General features: G+C 43.1%; 17 protein-coding genes. All 17 read right to left on the bottom strand.

Annotated elements, in window-relative coordinates:
- Positions 1–200: 200 nt before the first annotated feature.
- The 17 genes from MHH46_RS23740 to MHH46_RS23820 all read right to left on the bottom strand — a co-directional run bounded on the left by MHH46_RS23740 (position 201) and on the right by MHH46_RS23820 (position 24,311).
- Complete coding sequence (locus MHH46_RS23740; protein WP_081387831.1) at positions 201–2,234, bottom strand: beta-galactosidase; 2,034 nt, start codon at positions 2,232–2,234, stop codon at positions 201–203.
- Positions 2,235–2,454: 220 nt separating this feature from the next.
- Complete coding sequence (locus tag MHH46_RS23745) at positions 2,455–3,165, bottom strand: glycosyltransferase family 2 protein (RefSeq protein ID WP_076192133.1); 711 nt, start codon at positions 3,163–3,165, stop codon at positions 2,455–2,457.
- 47 nt (positions 3,166–3,212) lie between these two features.
- Complete coding sequence (locus MHH46_RS23750; RefSeq protein WP_405132522.1) at positions 3,213–5,018, bottom strand: LTA synthase family protein; 1,806 nt, start codon at positions 5,016–5,018, stop codon at positions 3,213–3,215.
- 386 nt (positions 5,019–5,404) lie between these two features.
- The gene (locus MHH46_RS23755; RefSeq protein WP_076191942.1) at positions 5,405–6,163 is read right to left on the bottom strand and encodes an SDR family oxidoreductase; all 759 of its coding nucleotides are present in this window, start codon (positions 6,161–6,163) and stop codon (positions 5,405–5,407) included.
- A 38-nt stretch (positions 6,164–6,201) separates the two neighbouring features.
- Positions 6,202–7,782, bottom strand: a complete 1,581-nt coding sequence (locus MHH46_RS23760) for a glycoside hydrolase family 43 protein (protein ID WP_076191944.1) — start codon at positions 7,780–7,782, stop codon at positions 6,202–6,204.
- 119 nt (positions 7,783–7,901) lie between these two features.
- Positions 7,902–9,707 (bottom strand): beta-glucuronidase, encoded by a 1,806-nt coding sequence (gene uidA / locus MHH46_RS23765; RefSeq protein ID WP_076191947.1) that lies wholly within the window; start codon positions 9,705–9,707, stop codon positions 7,902–7,904.
- Positions 9,708–9,876: 169 nt separating this feature from the next.
- Positions 9,877–11,424 (bottom strand): ABC transporter substrate-binding protein, encoded by a 1,548-nt coding sequence (locus MHH46_RS23770; protein ID WP_076191950.1) that lies wholly within the window; start codon positions 11,422–11,424, stop codon positions 9,877–9,879.
- A gap of 134 nt (positions 11,425–11,558) precedes the next feature.
- A complete protein-coding gene (locus MHH46_RS23775; RefSeq protein ID WP_076191953.1) occupies positions 11,559–12,833 on the bottom strand; it encodes a glycoside hydrolase family 1 protein in 1,275 nt (424 codons plus the stop codon).
- A 233-nt stretch (positions 12,834–13,066) separates the two neighbouring features.
- Positions 13,067–13,492, bottom strand: coding sequence for a MaoC family dehydratase (locus MHH46_RS23780; protein ID WP_076191956.1), 426 nt, complete (start codon positions 13,490–13,492; stop codon positions 13,067–13,069).
- Positions 13,493–13,624: 132 nt separating this feature from the next.
- The gene (locus MHH46_RS23785) at positions 13,625–15,229 is read right to left on the bottom strand and encodes a response regulator (RefSeq protein ID WP_076191958.1); all 1,605 of its coding nucleotides are present in this window, start codon (positions 15,227–15,229) and stop codon (positions 13,625–13,627) included.
- Positions 15,204–16,979 (bottom strand): sensor histidine kinase, encoded by a 1,776-nt coding sequence (locus tag MHH46_RS23790; RefSeq protein WP_076191961.1) that lies wholly within the window; start codon positions 16,977–16,979, stop codon positions 15,204–15,206. Before MHH46_RS23790 ends, MHH46_RS23785 begins: the two co-directional genes overlap by 26 nt.
- A gap of 119 nt (positions 16,980–17,098) precedes the next feature.
- Positions 17,099–17,983 (bottom strand): carbohydrate ABC transporter permease, encoded by an 885-nt coding sequence (locus MHH46_RS23795; RefSeq protein ID WP_076191963.1) that lies wholly within the window; start codon positions 17,981–17,983, stop codon positions 17,099–17,101.
- A gap of 12 nt (positions 17,984–17,995) precedes the next feature.
- Positions 17,996–18,961: a sugar ABC transporter permease gene (locus tag MHH46_RS23800; RefSeq protein WP_076191966.1), complete on the bottom strand. Its 966-nt coding sequence runs from the start codon at positions 18,959–18,961 to the stop codon at positions 17,996–17,998.
- Between the two features lie 101 nt (positions 18,962–19,062).
- Positions 19,063–21,516: a glycoside hydrolase family 2 TIM barrel-domain containing protein gene (locus MHH46_RS23805; protein WP_076191969.1), complete on the bottom strand. Its 2,454-nt coding sequence runs from the start codon at positions 21,514–21,516 to the stop codon at positions 19,063–19,065.
- Between the two features lie 202 nt (positions 21,517–21,718).
- The gene (locus MHH46_RS23810) at positions 21,719–22,477 is read right to left on the bottom strand and encodes an SDR family NAD(P)-dependent oxidoreductase (RefSeq protein WP_076191971.1); all 759 of its coding nucleotides are present in this window, start codon (positions 22,475–22,477) and stop codon (positions 21,719–21,721) included.
- Positions 22,478–22,489: 12 nt separating this feature from the next.
- Complete coding sequence (locus MHH46_RS23815; RefSeq protein ID WP_076191974.1) at positions 22,490–23,491, bottom strand: zinc-binding dehydrogenase; 1,002 nt, start codon at positions 23,489–23,491, stop codon at positions 22,490–22,492.
- 109 nt (positions 23,492–23,600) lie between these two features.
- Positions 23,601–24,311 carry an AraC family transcriptional regulator gene (locus tag MHH46_RS23820; protein ID WP_076191976.1) on the bottom strand — a complete coding sequence of 237 codons (711 nt, stop codon included), beginning with the start codon at positions 24,309–24,311 and terminating at the stop codon, positions 23,601–23,603.
- Positions 24,312–24,323: the final 12 nt, after the last annotated feature.

Here is a 24,323-nt window from a genome sequence, read left to right on the forward strand (position 1 = left end):
TTAATAGCGTTAATGATTGCGCTTGCATTTAGATTATACTATTAGCCTTAATGCTTAAACCGGGAGATTTAGGATTTTACTCAGGTGTTTTTAGGATTTAAGAAATCGCTTACTTTATTCACCAAAACCGAAACAAGCCGGTGTATTTGCGCTCCGGCTTGTTGGAATTATATAACATCATGTTGTACCGTTGACTATATTTAGGTGAGGTCCGAATGTTCAAGAACCTCTACGCCATAAGGCTTCAGCACCATTTCGCCTTCAACTACATTATCTGAAAATAAGCTATGGGCTTTCGCGGGCAAGATTACAGTCTGCTCCAAAGCAGTCGTATTTACATAAATTTCCGAACTACCCATTTGGCGGGCAACGACACCGTCCGGAGTAGTAATTCCCTTCCGGATATCCAACCTTTCATAGCAACCCTCAAGCAGCGCTTGCAGAACATCTGCTTGTGCAGGAACAGCTGTATATATGGCTGTCCCCTGTCCATAATTATTTGCGGTAACAGCCGGTAATTCCCGGTCAATATCGGTAAATACAGCCCAGGTCTCTGCCGTGTTAGGTTCCAGAATCTCATAATAATCGATTGGTGTATCCATAATTTTGTCGCCCATGCGGATCCGTGGCGATTCACGGCGGAGATTCATCCGCTCCTTCTGAAGTCCGCCTTCGTTCGCATCGGAAGTATGATAAATCGGGCGTTCAAATGCACCCGCACGGATGCCGAATACATCGCTGAGTCTGCCCGGCAAAGTTGAGCTGAACACCTGGTTATTTTCATCTACTTTAGCAGAATACGCTGTCATAATAACCGTTCCGCCTTTTTCCACAAATTGACGAACCGCTTGGGCAGAAGCTTCGTCCATAATGCAATGTCCGGGAATCAATAGAAGCTTGTAATCCTTTTCAATTTTCCGCAAATTCACAACATTGCACTCTGTGTTGTCTGCCATCAAAACCTGATACGTTGTTATAACTTGTTTCAGATAAGCAGTTTTGTAGTATGCCTTCTGATTTTCGGAGACTTTGAAAGCTTCATAAGAATAGGCAAGTGCGATCTCGGGATTTGGCATATAGGGTAATCCCAAATCAGTTAATTTATCGAGTTCAGAAGTGAACTGCCGGAATTCATCCAGCTTTCTTCCTGGGAGACCATCATGGTCCAACAATCCGTAAAAATATTGTTCTTCACCACCCAACATTGATCGCCATGTCCAGGCACATATAGTCTCTGCACGAAATAATAAAGCCAGATAGGCATACATTCTTAGCACACCTTTTGGTGGAGCATATGCCCCAAACGACCCTGTTTGAAATTCCAGACACCAAATTGGCTTGTCCATCTCGCCTATCCTATGGTTCATTGTAAAGCAGGTTCCGTGAAGAGCGTTTCTATCTTCCGGATTGACACCAGGATAAAATCCAACTCCTGGAATATCAAATGTGCTTCTATAAGCCTTTAAATAATCAAATCCATAGCCTGGATGTTCTCCCCAGTGATTGGTCGACTCTCTGGCATTCGGGGCATTCCTGCGGACTATATCCCTTAATCCCTTTAGATAAACTAGCTGTTCGTCCGAGAAAAACCGCCACATGTCCAGCATTCTCTCTGGAGCTCCATTCATCGCACCTGCCACAGGGAACTCTGCATCCTCGAAGCTGTTCAATTTGCGTGACCATCGATGCGCAGCCCAGCAAAGATTTAAGTGCTCAATCGTAACATACTTTTCTCTCAGCCATCCCACATAACGCCGACGTGCCTCTTCTGAGAAGCTCGGCGTTCCGCTACCCACCTCATTACATAGTCCCAATGCATAAAGGGCTGGAGCATCTGCGTAGCGTTTGCTTATTACTTCGGCAAAACGGTAGGCATATTTCTGGAAATCCGGATTTCCCACATCATCCATATACCGATGAACTGCAGCAAGCCGGTTACCGTTTCGATCCGAAAGGTCAATTCCTGGATATTTCTTGTGCAACCAAGTCGGTGCAGGACGAGTTGCAATATCAAGCACAACCTTGATTCCAGCTTCCGCAAATAGTTCCATCACTTCATCAAACCATTCGAACGTGAAATTCCCTTCCGAAGGTTCAAAGCTGTCCCAACATAGATGCCCCAAGCGAACGAGATTGAATCCGGATTCCTTCATCAATTGAATATCAACTGGCCAGCGTTCCCGAGGCCAATCATGCGGATGGTAGTTCGTTCCTACATTAATCAATTGTTTCACCTCATTAACTTAATAGTCTAGTTTCAATATATAATCGTCCTTTCACATAATAACAGAGCGCTTACATACTTATAACTGACAGAGTTAGGGACTTTCTAGGGTATTTTTTTGATTTTAATTTTCACCTGAGTTTTAATAGATTCTGTTCAAAACACCTCACACTAATCCTCCATCAAATGTATTTAGAAGAGAATTATTGGCGTAATCTCAATGAACTTTATTATGTTCTTTCCTTAACTTGGTATATAATCCCTCTTTTTTTAAGCCATCCAATAACTATGGCATCCATGAAAACCGTATAGCTCCCCTTCAAAATCCCATATTTAGATACACCGTGTTTTCTTTTTTGATGGGTTACCGTTACTTCAATAACAGAGAACCCGTTCATCTTGGCTAGTGTCGGCAGAAAACGGTGCATCCCATTGTATAAATGAAAGCTATCTGCCACTTCTCGCGTGAACAGTTTCAGGGGACATGCAGGATCATAAATCGCTTCTCCAGTGATCCAATTACGGATTCGATTTCCGATACGAGAGGATATTTTTTTAAGTCTGGCATCTTTTAGATCTATGCGTCTTCCGTTTACAAAATCAATTTTATCGATAAATGGCATCAGCCGGAAGATATCCCGGGGATCTGTCTGTAAATCGGCATCCATAAGGGTAATTAACTCCCCTCTGGAACTTTTTATTCCGGCATAAATGGCTGCCGTTTGCCCGTGGTTTTTTTGGAAATGAATAACTCTTATATTTGAATCCATCCGGGCGATTTCATTCAACAGTATAGAACTTCGGTCCTTGCTTCCATCATTCACCAACACGATTTCATAATTTTCAATCTTTCCTTTCAATGCGTCAGTGATACTCAAATAAAGATCGTATATATTTTCCTCTTCGTTATAGACAGGCACGACGACTGAAAGATAGATCATTGGGAACACCTCAATTTCTGAATTGGATGATGAAAAACAGCTCCGCATTATTTTTCTTCTCCATCATTCGGCAGTTGAAGCAGATAGCTGTTGGACAGCTCGAGCAAATGCAGACCCGTGGCAAACTGCGCTTCGTTCGAACCGTTCGTAGTAATCGTGTTGTCACTTAAGCTGTAGTTGTTCCCATCGGTATAATCATTGCCCGTGACATAAATACTCTGTTCATTCACGAAAGACCCTGTCGGTAAAAAGTGTCTGAGGGGGATCAAATTACTCTCTTGATTGAACAGGTCCTGACCGAAATGCAGCTGATTCTGCATAGATACGCCGAGCAGATTGGCTAACGTCGGCATAATGTCGATCTGACTACCCGTACCCTCCATAACGGATGGAAGCTTCGCGCCGGGAGAATGAACAATGAACGGAATGTTGAACATGTCTGTATAGCCGTATTCATGCCCGATTAGCGATTTTATCAGATCATTTTCCTCCCCGGTAAGGCTATACATTGGAACACCCTGATGGTCACCGTAGAATACAACCAGGCTATCATCCCAAAGTCCTCTGGTCTTCAGCTCTTCCAGAAACTCACCCATTGCATAGTCCGCATAATTCTGGGCCCTAATATATTCTCCAAGCAGTGTCCCCTCGTAATCTTTAGGCAATTCCATTTTGTATTTCTCTTCTGGGATATGGAAGGGATGATGCGCGCTCATAGAGATGATCATGGCATAGAAAGGCTGATCCCGGCTATCCATCTTTACTAGCTCCGGTATGGTCTTGGCAAACAGCATCTCGTCCGAAGAACCGAAAGCGATATGATCCTCGTCTCCGTAGAAGGACTGGTCATAATATTGATCAAAGTCGATGGCTTTGTATAAATCCTTACGATTCCAAAAGTCGACATTGTTGGTATGGAACGTAGCTGTGAAATAATCATTACCGCCAAGCAGTCGTGGCAGACTCGGCAATGCTTTGTTCATATATTCGGATGAGGTAGCTGGTTCATTCTCAGGTACATAAAATGAGGTGTTAACGACAAACTCGGCATCTGAGGTTGTCCCTTGGCCCGCATTCGTATAAAAGCTGCTGAAGTACGTGTTTTCCTTAGCCAGCTTGTTCAGATTAGGGGTAACCTCCTGTCCACCGACCCTTAGCCCTATTAGGAAATTTTGAAAGGATTCCATTTGTACGATAATCAGGTTTTTGCCTTTATCTGTACCCCAGTACTCAGGTGCGCTCAGGTTATCAATACCTTTCAACTGATCAACGGCCTGTTGTGTGATTTCTTTGGAATCAATGAGTTCTTCCTTCCCGGTAGTGTCTACAATAATCTTATATACTTCATAGTTCAGTATCCCCATACTTTTTGCCTTTTTTATCTCATTCATACTGGCATGGTTAGGCCAGATATTGAAGGTACAGAGTCCGAGAGACACAACCATCATGCCAATCAGAGCCTTACGGCTCATACGGGTTAAGCCTTTTTCCTTCCATCTGGTAATATACTTAGGACAAAACATAACAAATACAAAGTATAAGATGTCCACAAAGATGAAGAGATAGTAAGGGGAGATCAATGAATATGTGCTTTCTCCTACGTTGGTAACTTTTTTTGCCTGCTGCAGGGCATGATAGGTGGCAATTACACCGTAGTATTTGTAATACATCAGAACGGCGAAGTAGATTATCGTAATCAAAAAATTAGCAATCATATAATACAGGAGCTTTCGTTTAGCCGCAAACCACTCAATTAGACAGAATACTATGATGAAGAATGGAAATTCTGTCAGCACCATATTCCAATTCGGACTATCATTAAACACTACAAACCAGGCCACCGCACTCTTCATTAACAAGATCAAACTAAATTGGAACAGTAGTTTGTGTCTTAGTCTTAATAAGTTTTCCATAATACCATTCCCTTAAAATCATTGTAATTTCACCTTTTAAGCGACACGCTTTTTAGAAGACTATACACATTATTTTATAGTCCAAAATAAATTCTGACATCGTCCAAAGGTGCAGAAAGGATCTGCACCTTTGGGCAAATGCAAAATAGGGCCCCTTTTGAAGCAATACCTAACGCTTCAAAGAGGCCCTCTTATATTTTTCACACACGCAAAAAAAAAGCAAAAGATACTTTTATCAATCGCATTTGATAGATGTTTCCTGGCAACAAAAGTTATAATCACAGTCGCTTCACAGATATACGGATCGTTGCGACCCAGAAGTTGTTCTAATAAGCTGTCCAGCCTGCATCGGCCGTAACCGTTGTCCCGTTGACAAAGCTCGAATCATCCGATGCCAGGAATAAAGCAACCTTCGCGATATCTTCTGGTTGTCCTAATCCTGGATTGATAGCCATTCCAATCGAGGCACGTTCTGCTCCGAATGGATTCGGCGCTTGTAGCGAGGCACCGATATTTGTGTTCACGGCACCTGGAGCTATTGCATTACAGCGAATACCGAGTTTTGCATATTGAAAGCCGACGTTCTTCGTAAAGCCTACGACTGCATGCTTGGAAGCGGTATAAGCTGCACCAGCACGCGAACCGAAGAGCCCTCCTGCGGAAGCAATATTTACGATGACTCCCTTCTTCTTTTCCGTGAAGATAGGAAGAACCTTGCGTGTGGTCCTCATAGGTCCGGTCGTATTCACTGCAAATACCCTATCCCATAAGTCATCCGTGATATCCCCTGCCGGAACGAAATTATCCATTATTCCAGCATTATTAACCAAAATATCCACCGTCCCGAACTTTTTGAATGCAGTATCGATCAATCGCTGGACGTCCTCTTCTACGGCGACATTTGTCACGACTGCAATTGCATTCCCGCCTCTAGCTATAATTCCTTCCACCACCTTGGCCGCAGAATCGAGGTTAAGATCTGAAACGATCACCTGGGCTCCTTCTTCGGCGAAGAGCTCAGCAATGGCCTTCCCCATGCCTGACGCTGCCCCTGTCACAACTGCTACTTGTCCTGAGAGCTTCATATTTAACCAACCTCATGATAAGCTAATCGTAGAAATTTCTACTTATTCCTGCTGATACCCATCACCGCAAACATATCAAGTGGCTTATCCTCCAGCGGAACATAATCAAAATAGTCGAAGTAAGCAGGTGACTGCGCGTCTTTTCCATTCCCGGTTGCATACATGGCTACGTAGACGCCAGTAAATCCGCCTGTAATTTCCTTTGTAAGAAAAGCAACTTCGCCTTGACCGAACGGCTTGGGCTCGCTGCCTGGATTGGAATAGGTAAAGGTATACCATAATTCATCTGCCGAAACTCCGAAGACAACTGTCTCCTCGTCATATTCAATCTCGGCAACAGTGCTTATCATTCCTCCGATCCTCTTCCTAAGTATAAGCTTCGTTAGTCCTTTATCCATTATTTTAGCGATTTCGTAATGGAACTTCTCGTTCATAAAGATCGTAAGTCCAGCTTCTTCGCCTTCTGATAAAGGCCGAAATGACAGTAGGACCGATATCTCGCAATTTTTGTGTTGCTGCCTGCGTCCGATGAATGCAAGTGATTCCTTGTCATTCAAAGTCGTAGCCTGTCCATTCAGTGTTAGCCATCCAGGACGATCTGTCAGTGACCAGGAACCAGGTACTGGATTCCGATAGAAATTCCATTCAGGTGACAACATATAGGCATTAAAATCTTCCCGGCTCTCCGGTTCTTCAGGTTCTCCAAGCGGCAGACCGCCTGCGTCGTGTTCGATCTCTGCAATCCCGTTATTTCCGATGATTGGCCATCCGGCGTCGGTCCAACATACTGGTGCCAGATTGGTCTCACGGCCCAAGTGATGCCGCTTTGCATTCCCGACAGGCCGAATACCCAGAAATACAGACCACCAACTCCCATCAGCGGCTTGCACGAGATCTGCATGGCCTGTTGCTTGAATCGGCTTTGACGTACTTCGATTCGACAATATCGGATTGTTAGGGTTACACTCGTAGGGACCATACGGATGAAGGGAACGTGCAATGGTCTCCATATGTCCGTATTCCGTACCGCCCTCTGCAACCATAAGGTAGTACCATTCATTAATTTGATATAAATGGGGTCCTTCTGGATGACTGCCCCCGGTACCTTCCCAAATCAGTTTTCTCTTTGTCAGCAGTTTACCTGTCTCCATGTCAAGCTCAGCCTGGTAAATGCCGGCATGCTCTCCGTTGAAGTTCGCCGTGCCAGTCACATACACAGTACCGTCCTCATCGAATAACAGGGACGGATCGACTCCCCCCCATCCCTCAAGATAGACGGGATCCGACCATGGCCCCGCCGGTTGTTCCGTCCATACGAAAAAGGTTTCCTGTAGTGTAATGTTCGTCGTAATCATGTAGTATCTGCCTCTATGATAGCGGAGCGTAGGTGCGTAGATCCCTTGTGACCATCCTGGAGGCAGTTGGCGGGCAAGAGGAAGCTGGCTTTCCCGTGTCAGGACATGTCCCAGTTGACGCCAATTCACCAAGTCCTTGCTATGGAAAATCGGTACACCAGGAAAGTATTCGAACGAGCTCGTGACCAGGTAATAATCCTCTCCGACACGGCATACGCTTGGGTCTGGATGAAAGCCTGGAATGACAGGATTATTGAATTTCATTGATTTCTCTCCTTCGCAATGCTTGTATTTCCCCCTATGAGCAGGCTAGTTTTATGAATACATTATATGTTAGAGACGCTGGAATTTATTGACCAACGTCTCTTACTCTCGCGTTTATTTTAGTCGTTTGCTTTATACCCAAAATTAGGAATTGCTTGCCATCTTCTGCGCAGTTCATGGGCGGCTGCCTTTGGCTTTCGATCCCGTGTAAAGACACCCTTTTTATTTCCCTGTACCCTTACTACACCTTGGCTGGTCTGGAAGTCGGCAAAGTTCCACACATGTTCTCCGACAAAAGCTTCATATTCATCGAAGACCTCATGGTTCGCCCGTAAATATTCGACTTGGTATTCTTCCGTAAACATGACGGGATCTACATCATGCAGGCCAGCAATCGTATCCGCCCCGTATTCCGTCATCATAATCGGTTTGCCGGGACAGCGTTCAATCCAACTATTCAGTTCTTGCCGCAACACGGCTTTGGCTGTCTCAAAATCACCACCAAACACATACCAGCCATAATAACGATTAAGGCACAGTACATCGACGAATTCAGCCACTTTATCAATATCCGGGGTAGCCATCATAATATTAACGATCGTAACGGGCCGGGTTTGTGGATCCAATTCCTTAGCCAATTCCACGAGCGGTCTAAAGTACTCCTCAGCTCCATCCTCCTCGGAAGCTGGTTCATTCGCTATGCACCACATAACCACACTAGGATGATTCTTATCACGCGCAATCATTTCTTGCACCACTTGCCGATGAATCTCTTGTGTATTAATCGTGTCCCAAGTATTCCGCTTGGCTCCTTGCTTGGGGGTTATGGCAAAGCTGAGGTGTAACCCGACAGCAGGAGTCTCATCAATAACAACGATTCCCTCTTTGTCCGCAAGTCGCATAATTTCTTCTGAATAAGGATAGTGTGCAGTGCGGAATGAGTTGGCTCCGATCCATTTCATTAATCGAAAATCCATGACGTTCGCTGCTTCGTTTAGGCCTCTGCCATTGATTGGTGTATCCTCATGTTTGCCGAAGCCCTTGAAGTAGAAGGGTTTATTATTGATAAGGAATTTACCATCTTTTACTTCAATCGTACGTACCCCGAAAGGCTGCTCATAAGTGTCGACAACTTGTCCCTCCTGCAGGATTTCTAGCTTGAGTTGATAAAGGTATGATTTTAGCGGTTCCCAAAGCTTAACGTGTTCAAGTTGAATAGTACCGCATATTCCATTGCATTCTCCAACCGTCGCTCCAGACTGATCAATGCATATGGCCTTAACCTCAGCCTCTCCTTTAATTAACGCTTTATATTTAACGATTCCTGTAGCCTCGTTCAATTCTGTCACTATACTAACATCTTGAATGTAAGCATTCTTGGGGGTTGTATAAATCTTAACCGGTCTATGAATCCCAGCATAATTGAAAAAGTCAAAATAAGGGCTATTCTTGATGACCTTTCCTCCGCCCGGAACTTCCATCTCGTTGTAATCCCCCATCGGAAGCGTTGTTTCGTCAACAATGTTGTTAACCGCAACTGTAAGTCGGTTTTTACCGGCTTGCAGATACGGATTGATTTCAACTTCAAAAGGCGTAAATCCACCAATATGCTCGATGACAAGCTTCCCGTTAAGGTATACTTTGGCCTTATGTGTAGCAGATCCAAATCGTAGCATAATTCGTTCCGAGAACAGTAGACTCGGCACCGTAACATTCCTCTCGTACCATACCCAGCCCACATGGTTGCGAATGTCACCGGTAACCCCCGTATCATTGAAAGAGGACGGAACGGACATAGAGATTGTATCCGTTAGCTGCTCGTTATACCATTCTTCTTGAAAACCTTTACTTGAATCCAGTTTAAAATTCCAAATCCCGCATAAATCAATAATGCAACGTGTGTCGGTTACGATAGGATATAGCATAGTTGTTCTTCGGCTCCTTTTATTTGAAGTTTCCAGCTTAATTATAATGATATGTGATCCTGCCCCCACTCACTAACGGTTTGGCGACATTTGCAGTATCACTTTCACGACTTGTTAGCTTCAGCAAAGGAAAAACCAGGTCACTTTTCAGACCTGGTCCCCCAAAATTTCATTGATTTGCAGCTGCCCACTCATCAAGCTGTTTTTGCTTCTCTGCGATAACTTTCTCAATTCCAGCAGCCTTCAACTTTGTATTGAATTCATCAAGTTTGTCAGTTGGATCGATAGTTCCGGTTTCGAGAACTTTCTCATATTGAGTAAGAACATTTTTGAGAGCCGTCATCTCGTTTTTAACTGGTTCAGTATTAAACAGGAAGCCTAGGGCCTTAGATTTAGTCGCATTAGCATTTGCCTGTTTCACTTGCTCCCATTTATCCACTGGTTCAGTTTTAAACGTGTAAGTAAGAAGCGGGTTTCCGACAATCCAATTCTGATTGGAATATCCAACCGTTTTAGCGTCAATACCTGCTGGGAAATCAATGGTTGTATCCGTCACCTTCACATAATGTTTTCCTTCTATGCCCCATGTGAGTAAATTGGCAATATCCGGATCAGAATACATCAGGTTCAATAGCATCATCGTTCTTTCGGGATTTTTAGAGTTAACGGAAATGCCCCACAATGCCAATAATGTATCACTTGTTGTGGAATATGCTCTATCTTTTAATGGAGCAACTACCATCTCATGATTGGTAAGTCGACTATCGCCCTCAACTGTCCCCGGCTTGTTTGTCACGAAGTATGAAAATGCCTTGTTTGCTTTCACCATATCTGAGGAATTAGCCTGGCTGGTTGCTGCATCTTTATTGATATAGCCAGCCTTAAACCAACGATGCATCGTTTTCAATGCATCCTCATACTCTTTCGACTCGAATATGTTCTCTACTTTTAAACCATTGTCAAACTCCGGCAAAACACCATAACGATCACTAAGTTTGTCATACCACAAGTACTGGCTCAGAGGTGCTGATACGCCAACTCCAAGCGGAGTCATGGCGGGCTCGTTATCTTTGATGGTCTGGAATACCTGGTCTAAATCATCTATTGACTTAATAGACGAGATGTCAATCTTATATTTTTCAACCAAATCTTTTCTCATCAAAATTCCAGGAACTCCAGTTGTAAAATCTTTGAGGACAGGGATCCCATAAAGCTTTCCGTCAATCTTAGCACTGTTCAAATATACGGAATCAAATTGAGCTTTAAGATCTTGACCATAAATGTCCACCAGATTATCCAATTCAATATATTTACCTGTTGATACTTCCGAGTTATACATGGATGATAGAGAGATGTACATATCCAGCTTCTCGCCACTGGAACTCATCAAGTTCATTTGTTGATTGTACGAACCGATGCTGATTGGAAGTATTTTTACAGTTGCATTAATTTTTTCTTTGGTTATATTGCTTATTTCATTCTGAACCAATTCAATATCTACCGGTATTGGACCAAAAACCGGAAGAGCCATCGTAATTTCAAACGGATCTTTTGTCGCACTATCCTTTCCTGAGTCAGAAGAATTAGCATTTATTCCGGTTGTTTCTTGAGGAGTTAATTCATTACCATCATTATTAGAAGATGAACATCCGGTAAAAATCCCCATTAACATTATTGTAACTAAGGCCATACTGATAAGCTTTGCTTTTGTTTTCATTACGATCCCCCTGATCGAATAAGTTAACTACAGACCCATCATAACTTTCTATATAATTATAGACTAACGCTTTGACGACTTTATGGATAACGCTTTCACGACTTCGTTGATAGGTTTCTCACCTCATACATCTTTCAGATAAATAACATATTACTCGCTGCAATATTACCATAATGAGAAGCACTGGGTTTAGGTAGACGCTCTTGCGTTGTACGATCAACTGCGATGAGTCCAAACTGTTTGGAAAAACCAAGTTGCCATTCGAAATTATCAATCAGCGACCAGTGCATATATCCTTTTAAGGGTATCCCGTCGAGGATACAAGCATGTACACCTTTTAATGCAGTATCAATAAAGGCGATGCGTCTCTCGTCATCGTCTGTTGCCACACCATTCTCCGTAACAAAGATCGGCTTATCCAAGTATTTGGAAACACAGCGAATAACGGATTCTAACCCTTGTGGGTAATACTCGTTACCCATCTGAGTCTTTTCGGCATTTTCGGGAATCGGTAAGAACCCTTCAGGTCCGTAAACCGATCGAGTATAGTTCTGTAAGCCAAAGAAATCATCATCTTTCAAATAAGATATGAATTGAAGGAATTCTTCTTTGAGCGCGTTGGATGCGTGTTCTTCCCCTCCGGGTAAGCTTTGAATATCATATAGCGACATAGTAATTCCAACTTGAGTGTTCGGAGAAACGTTCCGAATGGCTGTTCTGGCCTCTGTATGTGCCCGGAATATGATCCCCAATCCTCTCTCTGAACGAGGACCCAGGAAAGAATACACCTCCTCTTGCGGAATGCCAAAAGCAGTTCTCAACCCTCTAGCGTATGTCTCCAAACGCGCTCCAGTCCCCGGGTTAATCCCGACTTGAGCGGCACCTTGTGATTGATGCTTTTTAATGATCTTGGTAATTCCAATGGAGATATTCGCCTCATTAATGGTGCATGCATAGGGAATGAGTTTACCTAATTCTTGCATAACTTTGCCACAATAACGGGCAAAACGTGAGGGGGTGTCTTCCGACTCCCATCCTCCTGATTGAATGAGCCAGACTGGTGAAGTGAAATGATGCAGCGTCACAATCGGTGTGATTTTATATTCATTGCAGGTCTTTAGAACATCTCGATAATGCTCGATAGCCACATTATCATACACGCCTTCTTCCGGTTCAATCCTTGCCCATTCGATCGAGAAGCGATAAGCATTAAATCCTAAATTAGCCATTAAAGCGATATCCTCGCGATAACGCCGGAAATGGTCCACCGCATCTCCGGAGCGTTCTACAAATACTGATTCATCCAAATTCTCCATCAGCCAGAAATCAGAATTCACATTATTACCTTCCACCTGGTGAGCTGCAGTTGAGGCTCCCCACAAAAAGCCTTTAGGAAATTGAAGTGACATTATGTTTCCTCCTGTACGATGATAATGAGTTACTATTTTAATTTTATAGTTTGCTAATCGTACTAACTAACGTTTTGACGACTATTTCAATGTTACTTTCCAGACTTGTTCCTATACTAAAAAAGTCAATTAGTTAACCGTTTGCTACTTTAAATACATATATAAATAAAGATAGCGGCAGTTTGGGACCGGGTAAATAAGTCCTGAACTGCCGCCGTCTTGTTCGAATGAAATTATTGCTTGACCAGAACGGATAGATCGCCTTCAAAAATTTTCTCATCTTTATCGTTGTAGGTTGACAACAACACTGTAACGATACCCGTTTCATTCTTTTTCTCTCTAACTGCAATCACTTCCACAATGGTATAAAGTTCATCATCTGGATACACAGGTTTTATAAATTTAATATTATTCATAGCTGTTCCGGCAATTACATCATCACCATAACTTCCCGTTTCAACCCAAAGTTTAAACGAAACAGCAAGAGTTTGTATTCCAGAAGCAATAATTCCGTTAAACCTTCCTTGCTCTGCTCTATCTTCGTCCAAATGCATATATTGTGGATCATACTCCGATGCAAAACTCGTAATACTATCTTTCGTGATTCTTAAAGAGTTGGTTTTAAATATTTGTCCGACAAAAAACTCATTAAACCTCATGGATACACCTCAAAATGGATTGATTATTTATTTATACTATAACGGCATATACATTTTATCAAGCTGAACTACATGTTTGCTTATAGCTCTTCCCTCGTCTGTTGTTTTTAAAGCCAGAAACCTCTTATTGGCCTATTCTCCATTTCTGTGCTGAGTTCTATATTCGGTTGGACCAATCCCTGCGATTTTTTTAAATATTTTGGCAAAATGAGAAAAGTTCGTATAACCAACAGATGTAGCAATTGAACTAATTGATATGTTCGTCTGTGACAGTAATGTCTTCGCATAATTGATTCGTTCCATAAGAATATAATCTGAAATCGAATAACCAGTTTCCTTCTTAAACATTCTTGATAAATAATCGGGGTTTAAGAACACCTGCTCAGCCACCTGTTCACGAGGCAAATCTTGTTCCAAATTAAGTACAATATAACGTTTAACGGTTTCAAGAACTGTCTCTGTCTCTCTGACCACATCTGCTTGTTTCATAGCTTTGCCGACAACATGACGCACCCACTCCAGCATATCAGTGACCGAACGTCCTACCCTTTGGGATAATTCCTTGGATTGATCGTCTCCAAACAATTTGTAGGCCTGAACACCTCTGACATTAAGGTATGAGTACAGCAGCTGCATGAAGTTTTGATGAAATTGATGGAGTACTTCCGCATTCATCTCTTGCTTCAAAATGAGAGTACTAAGAATTTTTTCCACCTCGCTAAAAACGGCTTCTTTCGTTCCCGTCTTCATTAGCAAAGCAATGTGTCTTAGCTCCGGAAGTGTGACTATATGACCGATCTGAATGGCCTCAGTTTCTGTGAAAAGTTTATTGACCGTTGCAACATTATTACGATCCCGATTTCTCAATTCCATTACCATATCCGCTATTTCATGAGCTTCTACAGGATTACCTAAATAACAAGATAGGTCGCAGTAAAAATACTGATTACAGGAATAAATATACCGGCTGCATGCTTCTTTAAATTGAACATCACACACATCTGCGTTTCTGTTGTGTTCAAGGATAATGAGCAGCATCCCCCGATCCAGTTGAAAACAAATACCGTTAGAGTGACTCCCGATAATCATCTCTTCAGCGGTATTCCTTAAAGCATATTCCAGTATTTTTTCGTCTCTTCGTTTTAATGTCTTATTCCATCGTTGGATGGAACATAACACCGGTATGAAAACAGATTCTATCGTAATCGGAATATTATGAAGCTCTACCTGCTCACGTACCGCTTGAGGGGTACGTGGTGTCGAATGATTGATAAGATCCTGCCAAAACCGCTCGATGATATAGGCATGATGCTTCGTCCACAATTGATGAGAGACGACATGGCGATTTTTTTCGTTATACTGGTCGAGTACATTTTGCGCACTTACGATTGCCTTCTCCAAATCGGTTGTAAGTACGGGTTTAAGCAAATAATCAAGACTTCCCAGCTTCAGCGCTTCTTTTGCATATTTAAAATCAGCATGACTAGTCAGAAAGATTATCACTGTCTCCGGATGATGTTCCCTTACCCAGGCCGCTAGTTCGAGGCCGCTGCCTTGCGGCATTTCAATATCGCACAGCATGATATCGATGATCTCCTGCCCGAATACAGCCTGAGCTTGCCGCATGCTATAAGCTGTGAACAACTTAATAATCCCAAGCTTTGTAAGATCCAAATCAGCTTTAACGCCTTCAATAGCATGAATTTCGTCATCAACAATAAGCATTTGATTGTTCATCTGGCTTCCCCCTTTCCGGGCGGGTCGGTATAATCATTTCCACTACTGCACCGCCCGATCCATTATCGTTAAAGAAGTGAATGGAAAGGGGCTCACTATACAACAGTTTTAATCTCCTTTGGACATTCCAGATTCCCGTACGTTCGCCCAGTTGATTCTCGACGCTTCGGCCCGCTTGCAGTTCCTTAAGCACCTCATTATCAAACCCCTGACCTGAATCCTCGATTCGGATCTTCAGGTGAGAACCGCTTTCATCATCGGCAAATCTGATGCTTACGGCAACATGAATAGTTTTTTCCATTGTCATCGCATGCTTGATTGAATTTTCGACAAAAGACTGAATAACAAGCGGGGGAATTGGGACATCTGATAAATAGTCCGGTGTATCAAGGCGCCAAGATAATCGTCCTGGGAAGCGCAACATCTGAATGTCCATGTAATTCCGCGTATGTTCAAGCTCATCTTTGAGCTTCACGAAAGAGGTATTACTCCGGAACAAAAACCGAAAGTATTGAATCAGTGCTAATGTCATTTGCATGATTAGCTCGTAGTTTTTGACTTTGGCAAGATTGTACACAATATTTAATGAGTTTAAGAAGAAGTGAGGATTCACCTGCATTTGTAGGCGCTGCAGCTCTTCCCTTTGCTTATTTAGCTGCTCTTCGAATACATTTACACGAAGAGTATCGATTTCCGTCATCATAGCGTTAAACGATTCGCCGAGCACTTGGAACTCCTCTGACGTTTCCCGCAGTTCCACACGTTGGCTCCAGTCTCCGGTGCGGACTTTCTTCATTACTCGCATTAACCGGGTTAATGGAACCAAAATTGACTGTCTTATCGCGTATAGCCCCAATGGAACAAAAAGCAATCCAGCAGCGGTAATCATCCAAATAACCCACTGCAGATATGGAAGATTAGCTAAGATATCCTGATCTGGAATAAAAGCTATTAAACTAAACGCCCCTCTCTTCGATGGCGTACCTACCACAAGGAATTTCTCTTTTGTACCGGAAAGATAATAGTTATTCATACTTTGTTTTAATTCTATCCCTCGATCACTAACAATACCCGTTGTCGCAATTGGCTCCCCCTCCGCATTCGCAAGCAACACTTCGCCACCCGCACCAATCTGAAGAGATTTCAGCGGCCTGAGCAACTGTTCGGTCTTTACCCAAGCTCCTAGATAAACATTTCCATATTGAACAAATTCAATCAGATAATGTTCATGCCCAATTTTATGATGTTGCCATCCAGTAGTAGCCGTACCCGTTGAGTAAGTGCCCTCTTGAATCCAATTCACAATATAATCCGTGCTATTCTCAATCTCTTCATACGATTTGTTGCTTTTGGGGACTATCATAAAATCCAATCGTTTGGGTTCATAAACGAAGAAACTGTCTATCGAATCATATAGTAAAATATCGCTTGAAAGCTTGTTGAACATATACACCTTGGCGCTATAATACTCCGTGTCCGTTGAGGCCCGTCCCAGGGAAGTCAAGTCATAACCTGAGCCTCCTACCGTATTCATGTAAGCATCAGCGTCATTCAAACTGCTATCAATCTGATTCATGTACAGCCCCAGCAAATTACTGTATGAATCAGCGACTTGCCCTCGAACTACATGGATAGCATAGAAGTTATTGTATAATAGCATTCCAATCAGAGGAACGGTCATCAGCAACACGCTTTGTATTAACTTGCGACGCAAAGCGCTTCGTCCGAACAGCCATTTGCGATTAGTCATGACAGGGCTCCTTCGACAGGGTTTCAACAATACATACAAGTAAAGAAAGTCCAAATGCCACAACCCATATTATAGAGTTGCAGCCTGTTGGACACCTAATCATTTAACTCTTTCCTAGTTTATCCTTTAACAGCACCGATGACGATACCCTTTATGAAGTATTTCTGGAAGAATGGATATGCTACTAGAATCGGTAGTGCACCTATAACTGCCATCGCCATCTTTACAGAATCGGTTGGCATCTGCGACATCGCTTCGCTTGAATTGGAAGACATGTTCGTTGTAATGAACTGAATATCCTGCATAATCCGGTTTAATAAGTTTTGGATACTAAAGAGTGCCGGATTTGTAATGTAAATCATACCATTTTGCCAATCGTTCCAGTAGAAGATTGCAATGAACATTCCAATTGCAGCCAGGATGGGAGTTGAAATCGGAAGCACGATAGACCATAAGGTCCGGTACTCACTTGCCCCGTCCAATTGTGCTGATTCGATTAAGGCTGGTGGAACAGTCGACTGGAAGAATGTTCGCATCATCATCATATAATAGCCGTTCGTAAGTATTCCCGGTAAAATCAGTGCCCAAATGGTATTCTTCATTTCGAATAACTGCGTATAAATGAGGTAGCTGGGTACAAGGCCACCGTTAAACAACATCGTGAAGAAAATAAGAAATGTAATTAATCCTCGGTGTGGTGTTTCTCTTCGGGATAGCGGGTAAGCAATAAGTGTCGTAATAGTCACACCGACGACAGTTCCGACTACTGTTACGAACACCGTTACACCATATGCCCGCAATATATCGGACCCTCTATCATATAAATAAACGTAAGCGTCTGTACTAAACGTATATGGAATAAAAGAATAACCATGTGCTACGATCGCATTCTGATCCGTTAACGAGCCCGAAATTAGCAGAACAAACGGAATGATACATGCAGCAGCGAACAATACCATAATTATAATACTTAACAAGCCAAGAAATCTGCCATCCGACTTCATGATGCTTCCTCCTTAGAACAATGCATTATCTTTGCTATATCGACGTACTGTATAGTTGGCGAAAATGACAAGAACAAATCCGACAATAGACTGATAGACCCCTGCTGCCGTGGACATGCCCAGATCACCCGAACCCATGAGTCCTTTAAAGACGTACGTATCAATCGTCTCCGTTGTTTCGAACAATGCTCCGGAAGCCATTGGGACCTGGTAGAACAAACCGAAGTCGGAGTAGAATATTCGTCCGATGCTGAGTAGTGTCATCAAGATGATGACCGGCATCATGATCGGCAGGGTGATATTAGTAATCTGCTTCCAACGACTCGCGCCATCCAGTCTTGCTGCTTCATAATACTCCTCATCTATGCCGATAAGCGAAGCGAAGAAGACGATACTGGAATAACCGATGCTCTTCCAGAAATGAACCAAGGTCAAGATAACAGGCCAGTACTTCGCCTCGCTATACCACATAATTCCATCCTCCATACCAAACCATGGCAGCACTGTATGGTTCATAAATCCTGTTTCTGCGCTAAACAATGCGTATACGAGATAACTTACAATGACCATAGAGATCAAATGCGGCATGGTGATGATCGCTTGGATCGACTTGAGCATTACTTTATTCTTAAGCTCGTTTAACAAGATTGCACAGGCAATGGCCAGTGTCGTACCAAGGAAGATAAACACAAGGTTATACAGGATCGTGTTCCTTGTAATGATAAAAGCGTCCGACGTTTTGAACAAATATACGAAATTGTTTAATCCAACCCAATCACTGTTAAGGATACCCTTGGCGAAATTGATATCCTTGAAAGCGATGACAATTCCGAACATTGGGAGATAGTTGTTAACGAGCAAGTACAGTAGGCCCGGAATCATCATAATAAGTAACGGAGCATGTTTCCTGTAATTAATCTTTGTTTTCTTCACTTTTGGCCCGGCTTGTACTGCCGCGGCTGTTGCGGCTGGTTTCATATCCGATCCCCTTCCTATTTGTTTTCATGTATGCTACATCCTTATCCTATAGGATGTACTTCCGCCCAACTAACAGTTTGACGACTAATTCAATGACAGTTTTACGACTTTAACTGGACAACCGGAATATTGGAAGTGGCGGTTCCCAGTCCAGGAATACACACTGTAAGAAGGGCATTTCCTGATTCATAACCTGCGCGTACAATTGCAAGCAGCCTGCCTTTATATGATGTGAATTCACCCTTTGTATAGTTCTCGGCCGTCTGCGGCCTACCGGTACCGAATGCTACTAATGAAGCTGCACCTTCCACTTTGGCCAACACCTTGACTTCAGCATTTGGTACCGTTTGGCCTTTGGCATCGATAATTTCTACAACTGCATGAACCAGCGCTTGCCCATCTGCTGCCAGCTCCTTCTTATCCAGCGTAATCCGAATATCTGAAGGCTCCCCGCCAGTTATGAGCGAGTCAGAAGATATTTTCTTACCGGCTTTATAACTTACTGCTTTCAATAATCCCGGCTCATAAACAAGCTCAAACTGAGCAGAATAACGATTCTCCCTACCGGCTGGCTTTCTACCTTGACTCTTGCCGTTCAAGATCAACTCCACTTCGTCTGCTGCCGAATAGACCTCGACCCGTACTGGCTTCTTTTCATAACCAGACCAGCACCACGTATTTTCACACTCCGGCCATCCCCAACGCGCCAGAATCTCCGTTTTGCCATAGTTCTCCGGATTATGGGAGGCAATAAACGTCTCTTCAGATCCCCATACAATTCTGCGGTAAGCGAGTTGTGGGCGCTCAAAGCCACATAGATCGAAGTCTGCGTCAAAGGCAAGACGCCAAGGATACGGGGAGATATGGATCAGCATACTTGCTTGTCCCACCTCATCAGACTTAAGATAGAGCTGCTTGCCTAGACCCGCTTCACCGATGTAGTCATAACTCGTCCAATTAAAATCGCCAATAACATGGGAGAAGCGTTCAACGTCATGCCAATATTCGGCCATATCCAGCGGTTTGCTTTCAGAACTGTAGATGATCCGGTTAGGATATCTCATAATGGAATCTTCGTATTGGTAATTCAAGTAGTTATAACCAACGACATCGAGGGGGGCACAGAAAGCCTCAGTATAGTCGCCCCAGACACTTCGGCCGAATTCCGAATCCAGATTTTGAAGTCCACCATTACTTTCAGATGTACTCTTTAAACTTTGATAAAATTTCTCCGTGTCTTCGTCATCAAGTCCGCTGAAAAAGGAGCACAACGAATTGGTAACCGGACGTGTCGAATCTAACTCTCGCACCCATGCCGCAAGCTTGGCAGCCCATGCATAGCCGTCAGACATGCCTCCTCGCTCAGGGACCTCATTGCCGGTAGCCCACATAATGATACAGGGATGATTCCGATCACGGTAAATAAAGGCTCTCATATCCTCCTTCCAATCCAATTCGAAATATTGGCTGTAATCATGGATGTTCTTCTCCATGGTCCAGACATCGAATGCTTCATTAATAACGAGCAATCCTAACCTGTCACAAGCTTCCAGCATATCTCTCGATGGAGGATTATGTGCACAGCGAATCGCATTATAGCCATTGTCTTTGTGCAGCTTCATCTTGCGGAACTCACTGTCATAATAAGATGCGGCACCAAGAATCCCGTTGTCATGGTGAACACAGCCGCCCTTAAGTTTGACAGTTCGACCGTTCAGCATAAATCCATTTTTGACGTCTACGGAAATGGTACGAATACCGAATAGAGTACTATCCTCATCTAGTACAATGTCTTTACCAGACAAATTAGCGGTAATCCGGTATAAATTTGGTGAAATGATATCCCATAGCTCAGCATTCTCAATTGAAATATGCACCCGTCCGGTGACTGTTTCGCCTGCTGGGAGATATATCTTGATCCTGCCGTGACCCGCGTCGGTTCTTCCTGACTCTTTTTCTATTTGGACATCCACCCATACATGCTCACTTTTGCCCGTATGATTCTCTACCGACACTTCTACAACAATGAAGGCTGTGCCGTTTACAATATGTGACGTATAGGCATAAATCCCCCATGGTGCAATATGAACCTGTGGAGCACAAAGCAGGTCTACATGGCGGTAAAGACCGGAGCCGGTGTACCATCTTGCATTCGGCTGCGCCCCATTGTTAACGGTTACGGATAGGCGGTTCGGCTTTCCCGGCTTTATATAGGGAGTGAGGTCGGCATGGAAGGGTGTGTATCCGTAATGATGCCTGGTGACGAGATGCCCGTTCAATGATACAGCCGTGTTCATGTACGATCCATCGAACTCCACTAAAACCCGCTTCCCGGCATACTCTTCCGGAATATCCAACATCTTCGTGTAGGTACCAACTCCTCCGTCATAATAACCGCTTAACGATCCAGCAGGGGCATCCTTAAAGGTATCTGTCCCGATCATAAAATCATGGGGTAAATTTACGATACTGGCCTGAGAAATACTATATCCAGGTATTTGAGACGGTTTACCGTTTACAAATTCCCATGCCCGATCAATGTTCAGTCTCTTCATTTCCCTTCTCCCTTCACTTAATTCTGTTACTTATGATAAAGAGAATTTCAAATCCTCACTAACACTCTCACGACTTTCTCATTGACGTTTTAGCGACTAATTTGCTCCATAGGATATTAAAAAAGCCACGCCTGGATCGGCAATGGCTTAAGAGAATCTATATTTTCAACTCAATACTAAAAAACAATCTATAACTCATAGTCTACCAGTGAATATCTACGCCGCCTTCAACACGTATATCTTGCCCAGTGATCCATCTGCTATCTTCTGAAGCCAGAAATAAAATAACCGGGACAACATCATCTTCTGGTATTCCAACTCTTTTAAACGGACTGGATTTCGCAACTTGAGTCATAATTACATCATAAAGTTCTTTCGGAGAGTCATTTATTACCGTATCAGTTATCGCTATAGGACTTACATTGTTCACGCGAATATTATATCTCCCCCACTCGATAGCGACAGTTCGAGTTAGTGCCCCGACAGCTCCTTTAGCTGCAGTATACGATGCATATCCATCTAAACCTTGCACTGCATTGCTTATGAAATTAATGATTGAGCCGCCCTTTTCCTGCATTAAAGGAAAACACAGTTGCATCATCGACCAGGTTGCATAGAGTTGGGTTCTTAAAGAATGGTCTAAATCTTCAATTGTTTGTTCTAGAAAAGGCACCATATAATTGGAAGAAGTTGCCCCATTAATTAGTACATCCACATGGCCGAATTTCTGTTTAATTTCCTGAACAAATTCCTTCATTTGTTCTTGTTCCTTTAAGTTGGTAATTGTTGCTATTACATCTGTATCTTTTGCTTCGCACAGCTTTACTGTTTCCTTTAATTTTTCTTCTTGAATATCACAAATTGCTATCTTTGCTCCTGCTTTAGCAAAACGGATTGCATTTTGTCTCCCTAAACCTGCAGCGGCTCCAGTAATAATAACGACTTTATCTTTGAATCTCATTTGTGACACCTCTTAATATTTTATAACGGCTTTTAATCCGTTCTTACTGTTACCTGCAGCAGCAATCGCCAATTCGAATTCGTCTAATGAGTGCTCTGAAGTTACAAGATTCTCCAGATTATAAGTAGTTTTTTTCATGAAATTCAGTACGTAATCTACGTCTTCATAACCCGCACTTCCGATGATCGATTGGCAATGCATCGTAATTTTTTGAAGATCGATTACTCGCGGTGTATGGTGGATCCCGATCACAACCATCTTCGCGCCCATCTTACCGTATTGCTGGAACTGCTGCGGAATTTGTTCTACACCGACTGCATCAATAAAAATATCTACGTTTATCTTGTCGCCGAATAGTTCGGATTCCACACCGAAAACATTAGCCAATTTGGCTCCAAGGTCTTCCTTCATGGAGTTGCAAACCTCAAAATCGAATTGTTTCAATAAATCAAGTCTAAAATCGCTGATATCTACGATTAAGATCTTCTCCACTCCCCTCGACCTTAACCCAAAGGCAGCAGCAACCCCAATGATACCTGAACCGAACACAACAGCCGTCTGGCCAGGCTCAGGATTAGCTCGCTTTGCACCATAAAAACCGACTGTAAATGGTTCGATCATAGCTGCGGTTGTATTGGATATCTTGTCAGGTACTTTATATAAGCTATGATTCAGCAGAACATTTGGAATAAGAACTTTCTCGGAGAATCCTCCAATGGTAGCCGCACGCATCATGTCTCCTTTAGCGAAGGTCGGATAAGGATACACTCGATCGCCGACTTTGAAATCCTTTACATCTTGTCCCGCTGCAATCACTTCACTGATCATTTCATGTCCGAATTCGCTATTGGGATAAATAAGCACTTTATCCCCGCCATGAGTGTAGGCAGCGATATCCGAACCACAAATGCCGGAGACTAAATTCTGAATAATGACATCCTTCTCGCCTAAAATCGGGTCCGGAATCTCTTGAATAACCACATCACGAACACCTCGATAAATTGCTGCTTTCATAAATACAGCACCTCCATATTCTTTAGCGATCAGTTATAAACATAACAGCACAGAATATGGGAGGATACAAACATCATGCAAATTATATCAAATTTGTGCTTTTTTTATTCTAGCTTTCTACTTCAGCTTGATTACGAAATTGGCCAGGTGTCATCCCTGTTACCTTGCGGAAGGTATCGGCAAAATGGCTTTGCGAACTATAGCCCAGCTTCTGAGCAATGTTGGAAAGCGGGAATGAAGAGTGCTCTAGAAGCAGCTTGGCCTCGAATATCTTCTCAAGACGGATACGGGCGGTCAGCGTCTCTCCTGTCTCACTCTTATATACATGGGCTAAATGGCTTCGACTGCAATGAAGCTCTCGGGCAATTTCACCTATAGAGAGACGCCCATACAGATTCCCCCTTACGAACGAACGGCATTTGCGAACAAGTGGTGAGTAATACGAATCAACGGCCGACTGTGCAACCTTATACGAATACTCGAGAAAGATTTGCTTATGCATTTCTAACAGTACCCGAACTGATTTACTCCGCCTAGCTTTATCAATATAGCTCCTGTACAACCCCGATGCGGCCATTTCCGGCATTCCGCCTTCTACAGCAGCGCGGACGATTTGGGGCCACAGGAACTGGATGATCATATAGGCAAAAGAGTACTCATGTCTAAAGATCATTTCAGTAAATTGGAGATACTCCGGATCGTTAAGCTCAGTCTCAATCTGGCTGCTATTTCCCTTGCGAATGCAGCTGAGCAAATACGATAGAGAATCGTTTCCTTTTCTTAGGGCATAAGCGTCAGTGATTTCGTTTAACTTCTCCATGTACAGCACCTC

This window comes from Paenibacillus sp. FSL H8-0175, assembly GCF_045040615.1.
GTDB classification, from domain to species: Bacteria; Bacillota; Bacilli; order Paenibacillales; family Paenibacillaceae; genus Paenibacillus_AQ; species Paenibacillus_AQ odorifer.

What these genes read in the sequence shown, in the direction of transcription:
- MHH46_RS23820 (WP_076191976.1), bottom strand. Translation starts at nt 24,311, where the DNA reads ATGGAGAAGTTAAACGAAATCACTGACGCTTATGCCCTAAGAAAAGGA.
- MHH46_RS23760 (WP_076191944.1), bottom strand. Translation starts at nt 7,782, where the DNA reads ATGAAATTCAATAATCCTGTCATTCCAGGCTTTCATCCAGACCCAAGC.
- MHH46_RS23785 (WP_076191958.1), bottom strand. Translation starts at nt 15,229, where the DNA reads ATGAACAATCAAATGCTTATTGTTGATGACGAAATTCATGCTATTGAA.
- MHH46_RS23810 (WP_076191971.1), bottom strand. Translation starts at nt 22,477, where the DNA reads ATGAGATTCAAAGATAAAGTCGTTATTATTACTGGAGCCGCTGCAGGT.
- MHH46_RS23780 (WP_076191956.1), bottom strand. Translation starts at nt 13,492, where the DNA reads ATGAGGTTTAATGAGTTTTTTGTCGGACAAATATTTAAAACCAACTCT.
- MHH46_RS23790 (WP_076191961.1), bottom strand. Translation starts at nt 16,979, where the DNA reads ATGACTAATCGCAAATGGCTGTTCGGACGAAGCGCTTTGCGTCGCAAG.
- MHH46_RS23800 (WP_076191966.1), bottom strand. Translation starts at nt 18,961, where the DNA reads ATGAAACCAGCCGCAACAGCCGCGGCAGTACAAGCCGGGCCAAAAGTG.
- MHH46_RS23795 (WP_076191963.1), bottom strand. Translation starts at nt 17,983, where the DNA reads ATGAAGTCGGATGGCAGATTTCTTGGCTTGTTAAGTATTATAATTATG.
- MHH46_RS23815 (WP_076191974.1), bottom strand. Translation starts at nt 23,491, where the DNA reads ATGAAAGCAGCAATTTATCGAGGTGTTCGTGATGTGGTTATTCAAGAG.
- MHH46_RS23750 (WP_405132522.1), bottom strand. Translation starts at nt 5,018, where the DNA reads ATGAAGAGTGCGGTGGCCTGGTTTGTAGTGTTTAATGATAGTCCGAAT.
- MHH46_RS23775 (WP_076191953.1), bottom strand. Translation starts at nt 12,833, where the DNA reads ATGTCACTTCAATTTCCTAAAGGCTTTTTGTGGGGAGCCTCAACTGCA.
- MHH46_RS23770 (WP_076191950.1), bottom strand. Translation starts at nt 11,424, where the DNA reads ATGAAAACAAAAGCAAAGCTTATCAGTATGGCCTTAGTTACAATAATG.
- MHH46_RS23805 (WP_076191969.1), bottom strand. Translation starts at nt 21,516, where the DNA reads ATGAAGAGACTGAACATTGATCGGGCATGGGAATTTGTAAACGGTAAA.
- MHH46_RS23745 (WP_076192133.1), bottom strand. Translation starts at nt 3,165, where the DNA reads ATGATCTATCTTTCAGTCGTCGTGCCTGTCTATAACGAAGAGGAAAAT.
- MHH46_RS23755 (WP_076191942.1), bottom strand. Translation starts at nt 6,163, where the DNA reads ATGAAGCTCTCAGGACAAGTAGCAGTTGTGACAGGGGCAGCGTCAGGC.
- uidA (WP_076191947.1), bottom strand. Translation starts at nt 9,707, where the DNA reads ATGCTATATCCTATCGTAACCGACACACGTTGCATTATTGATTTATGC.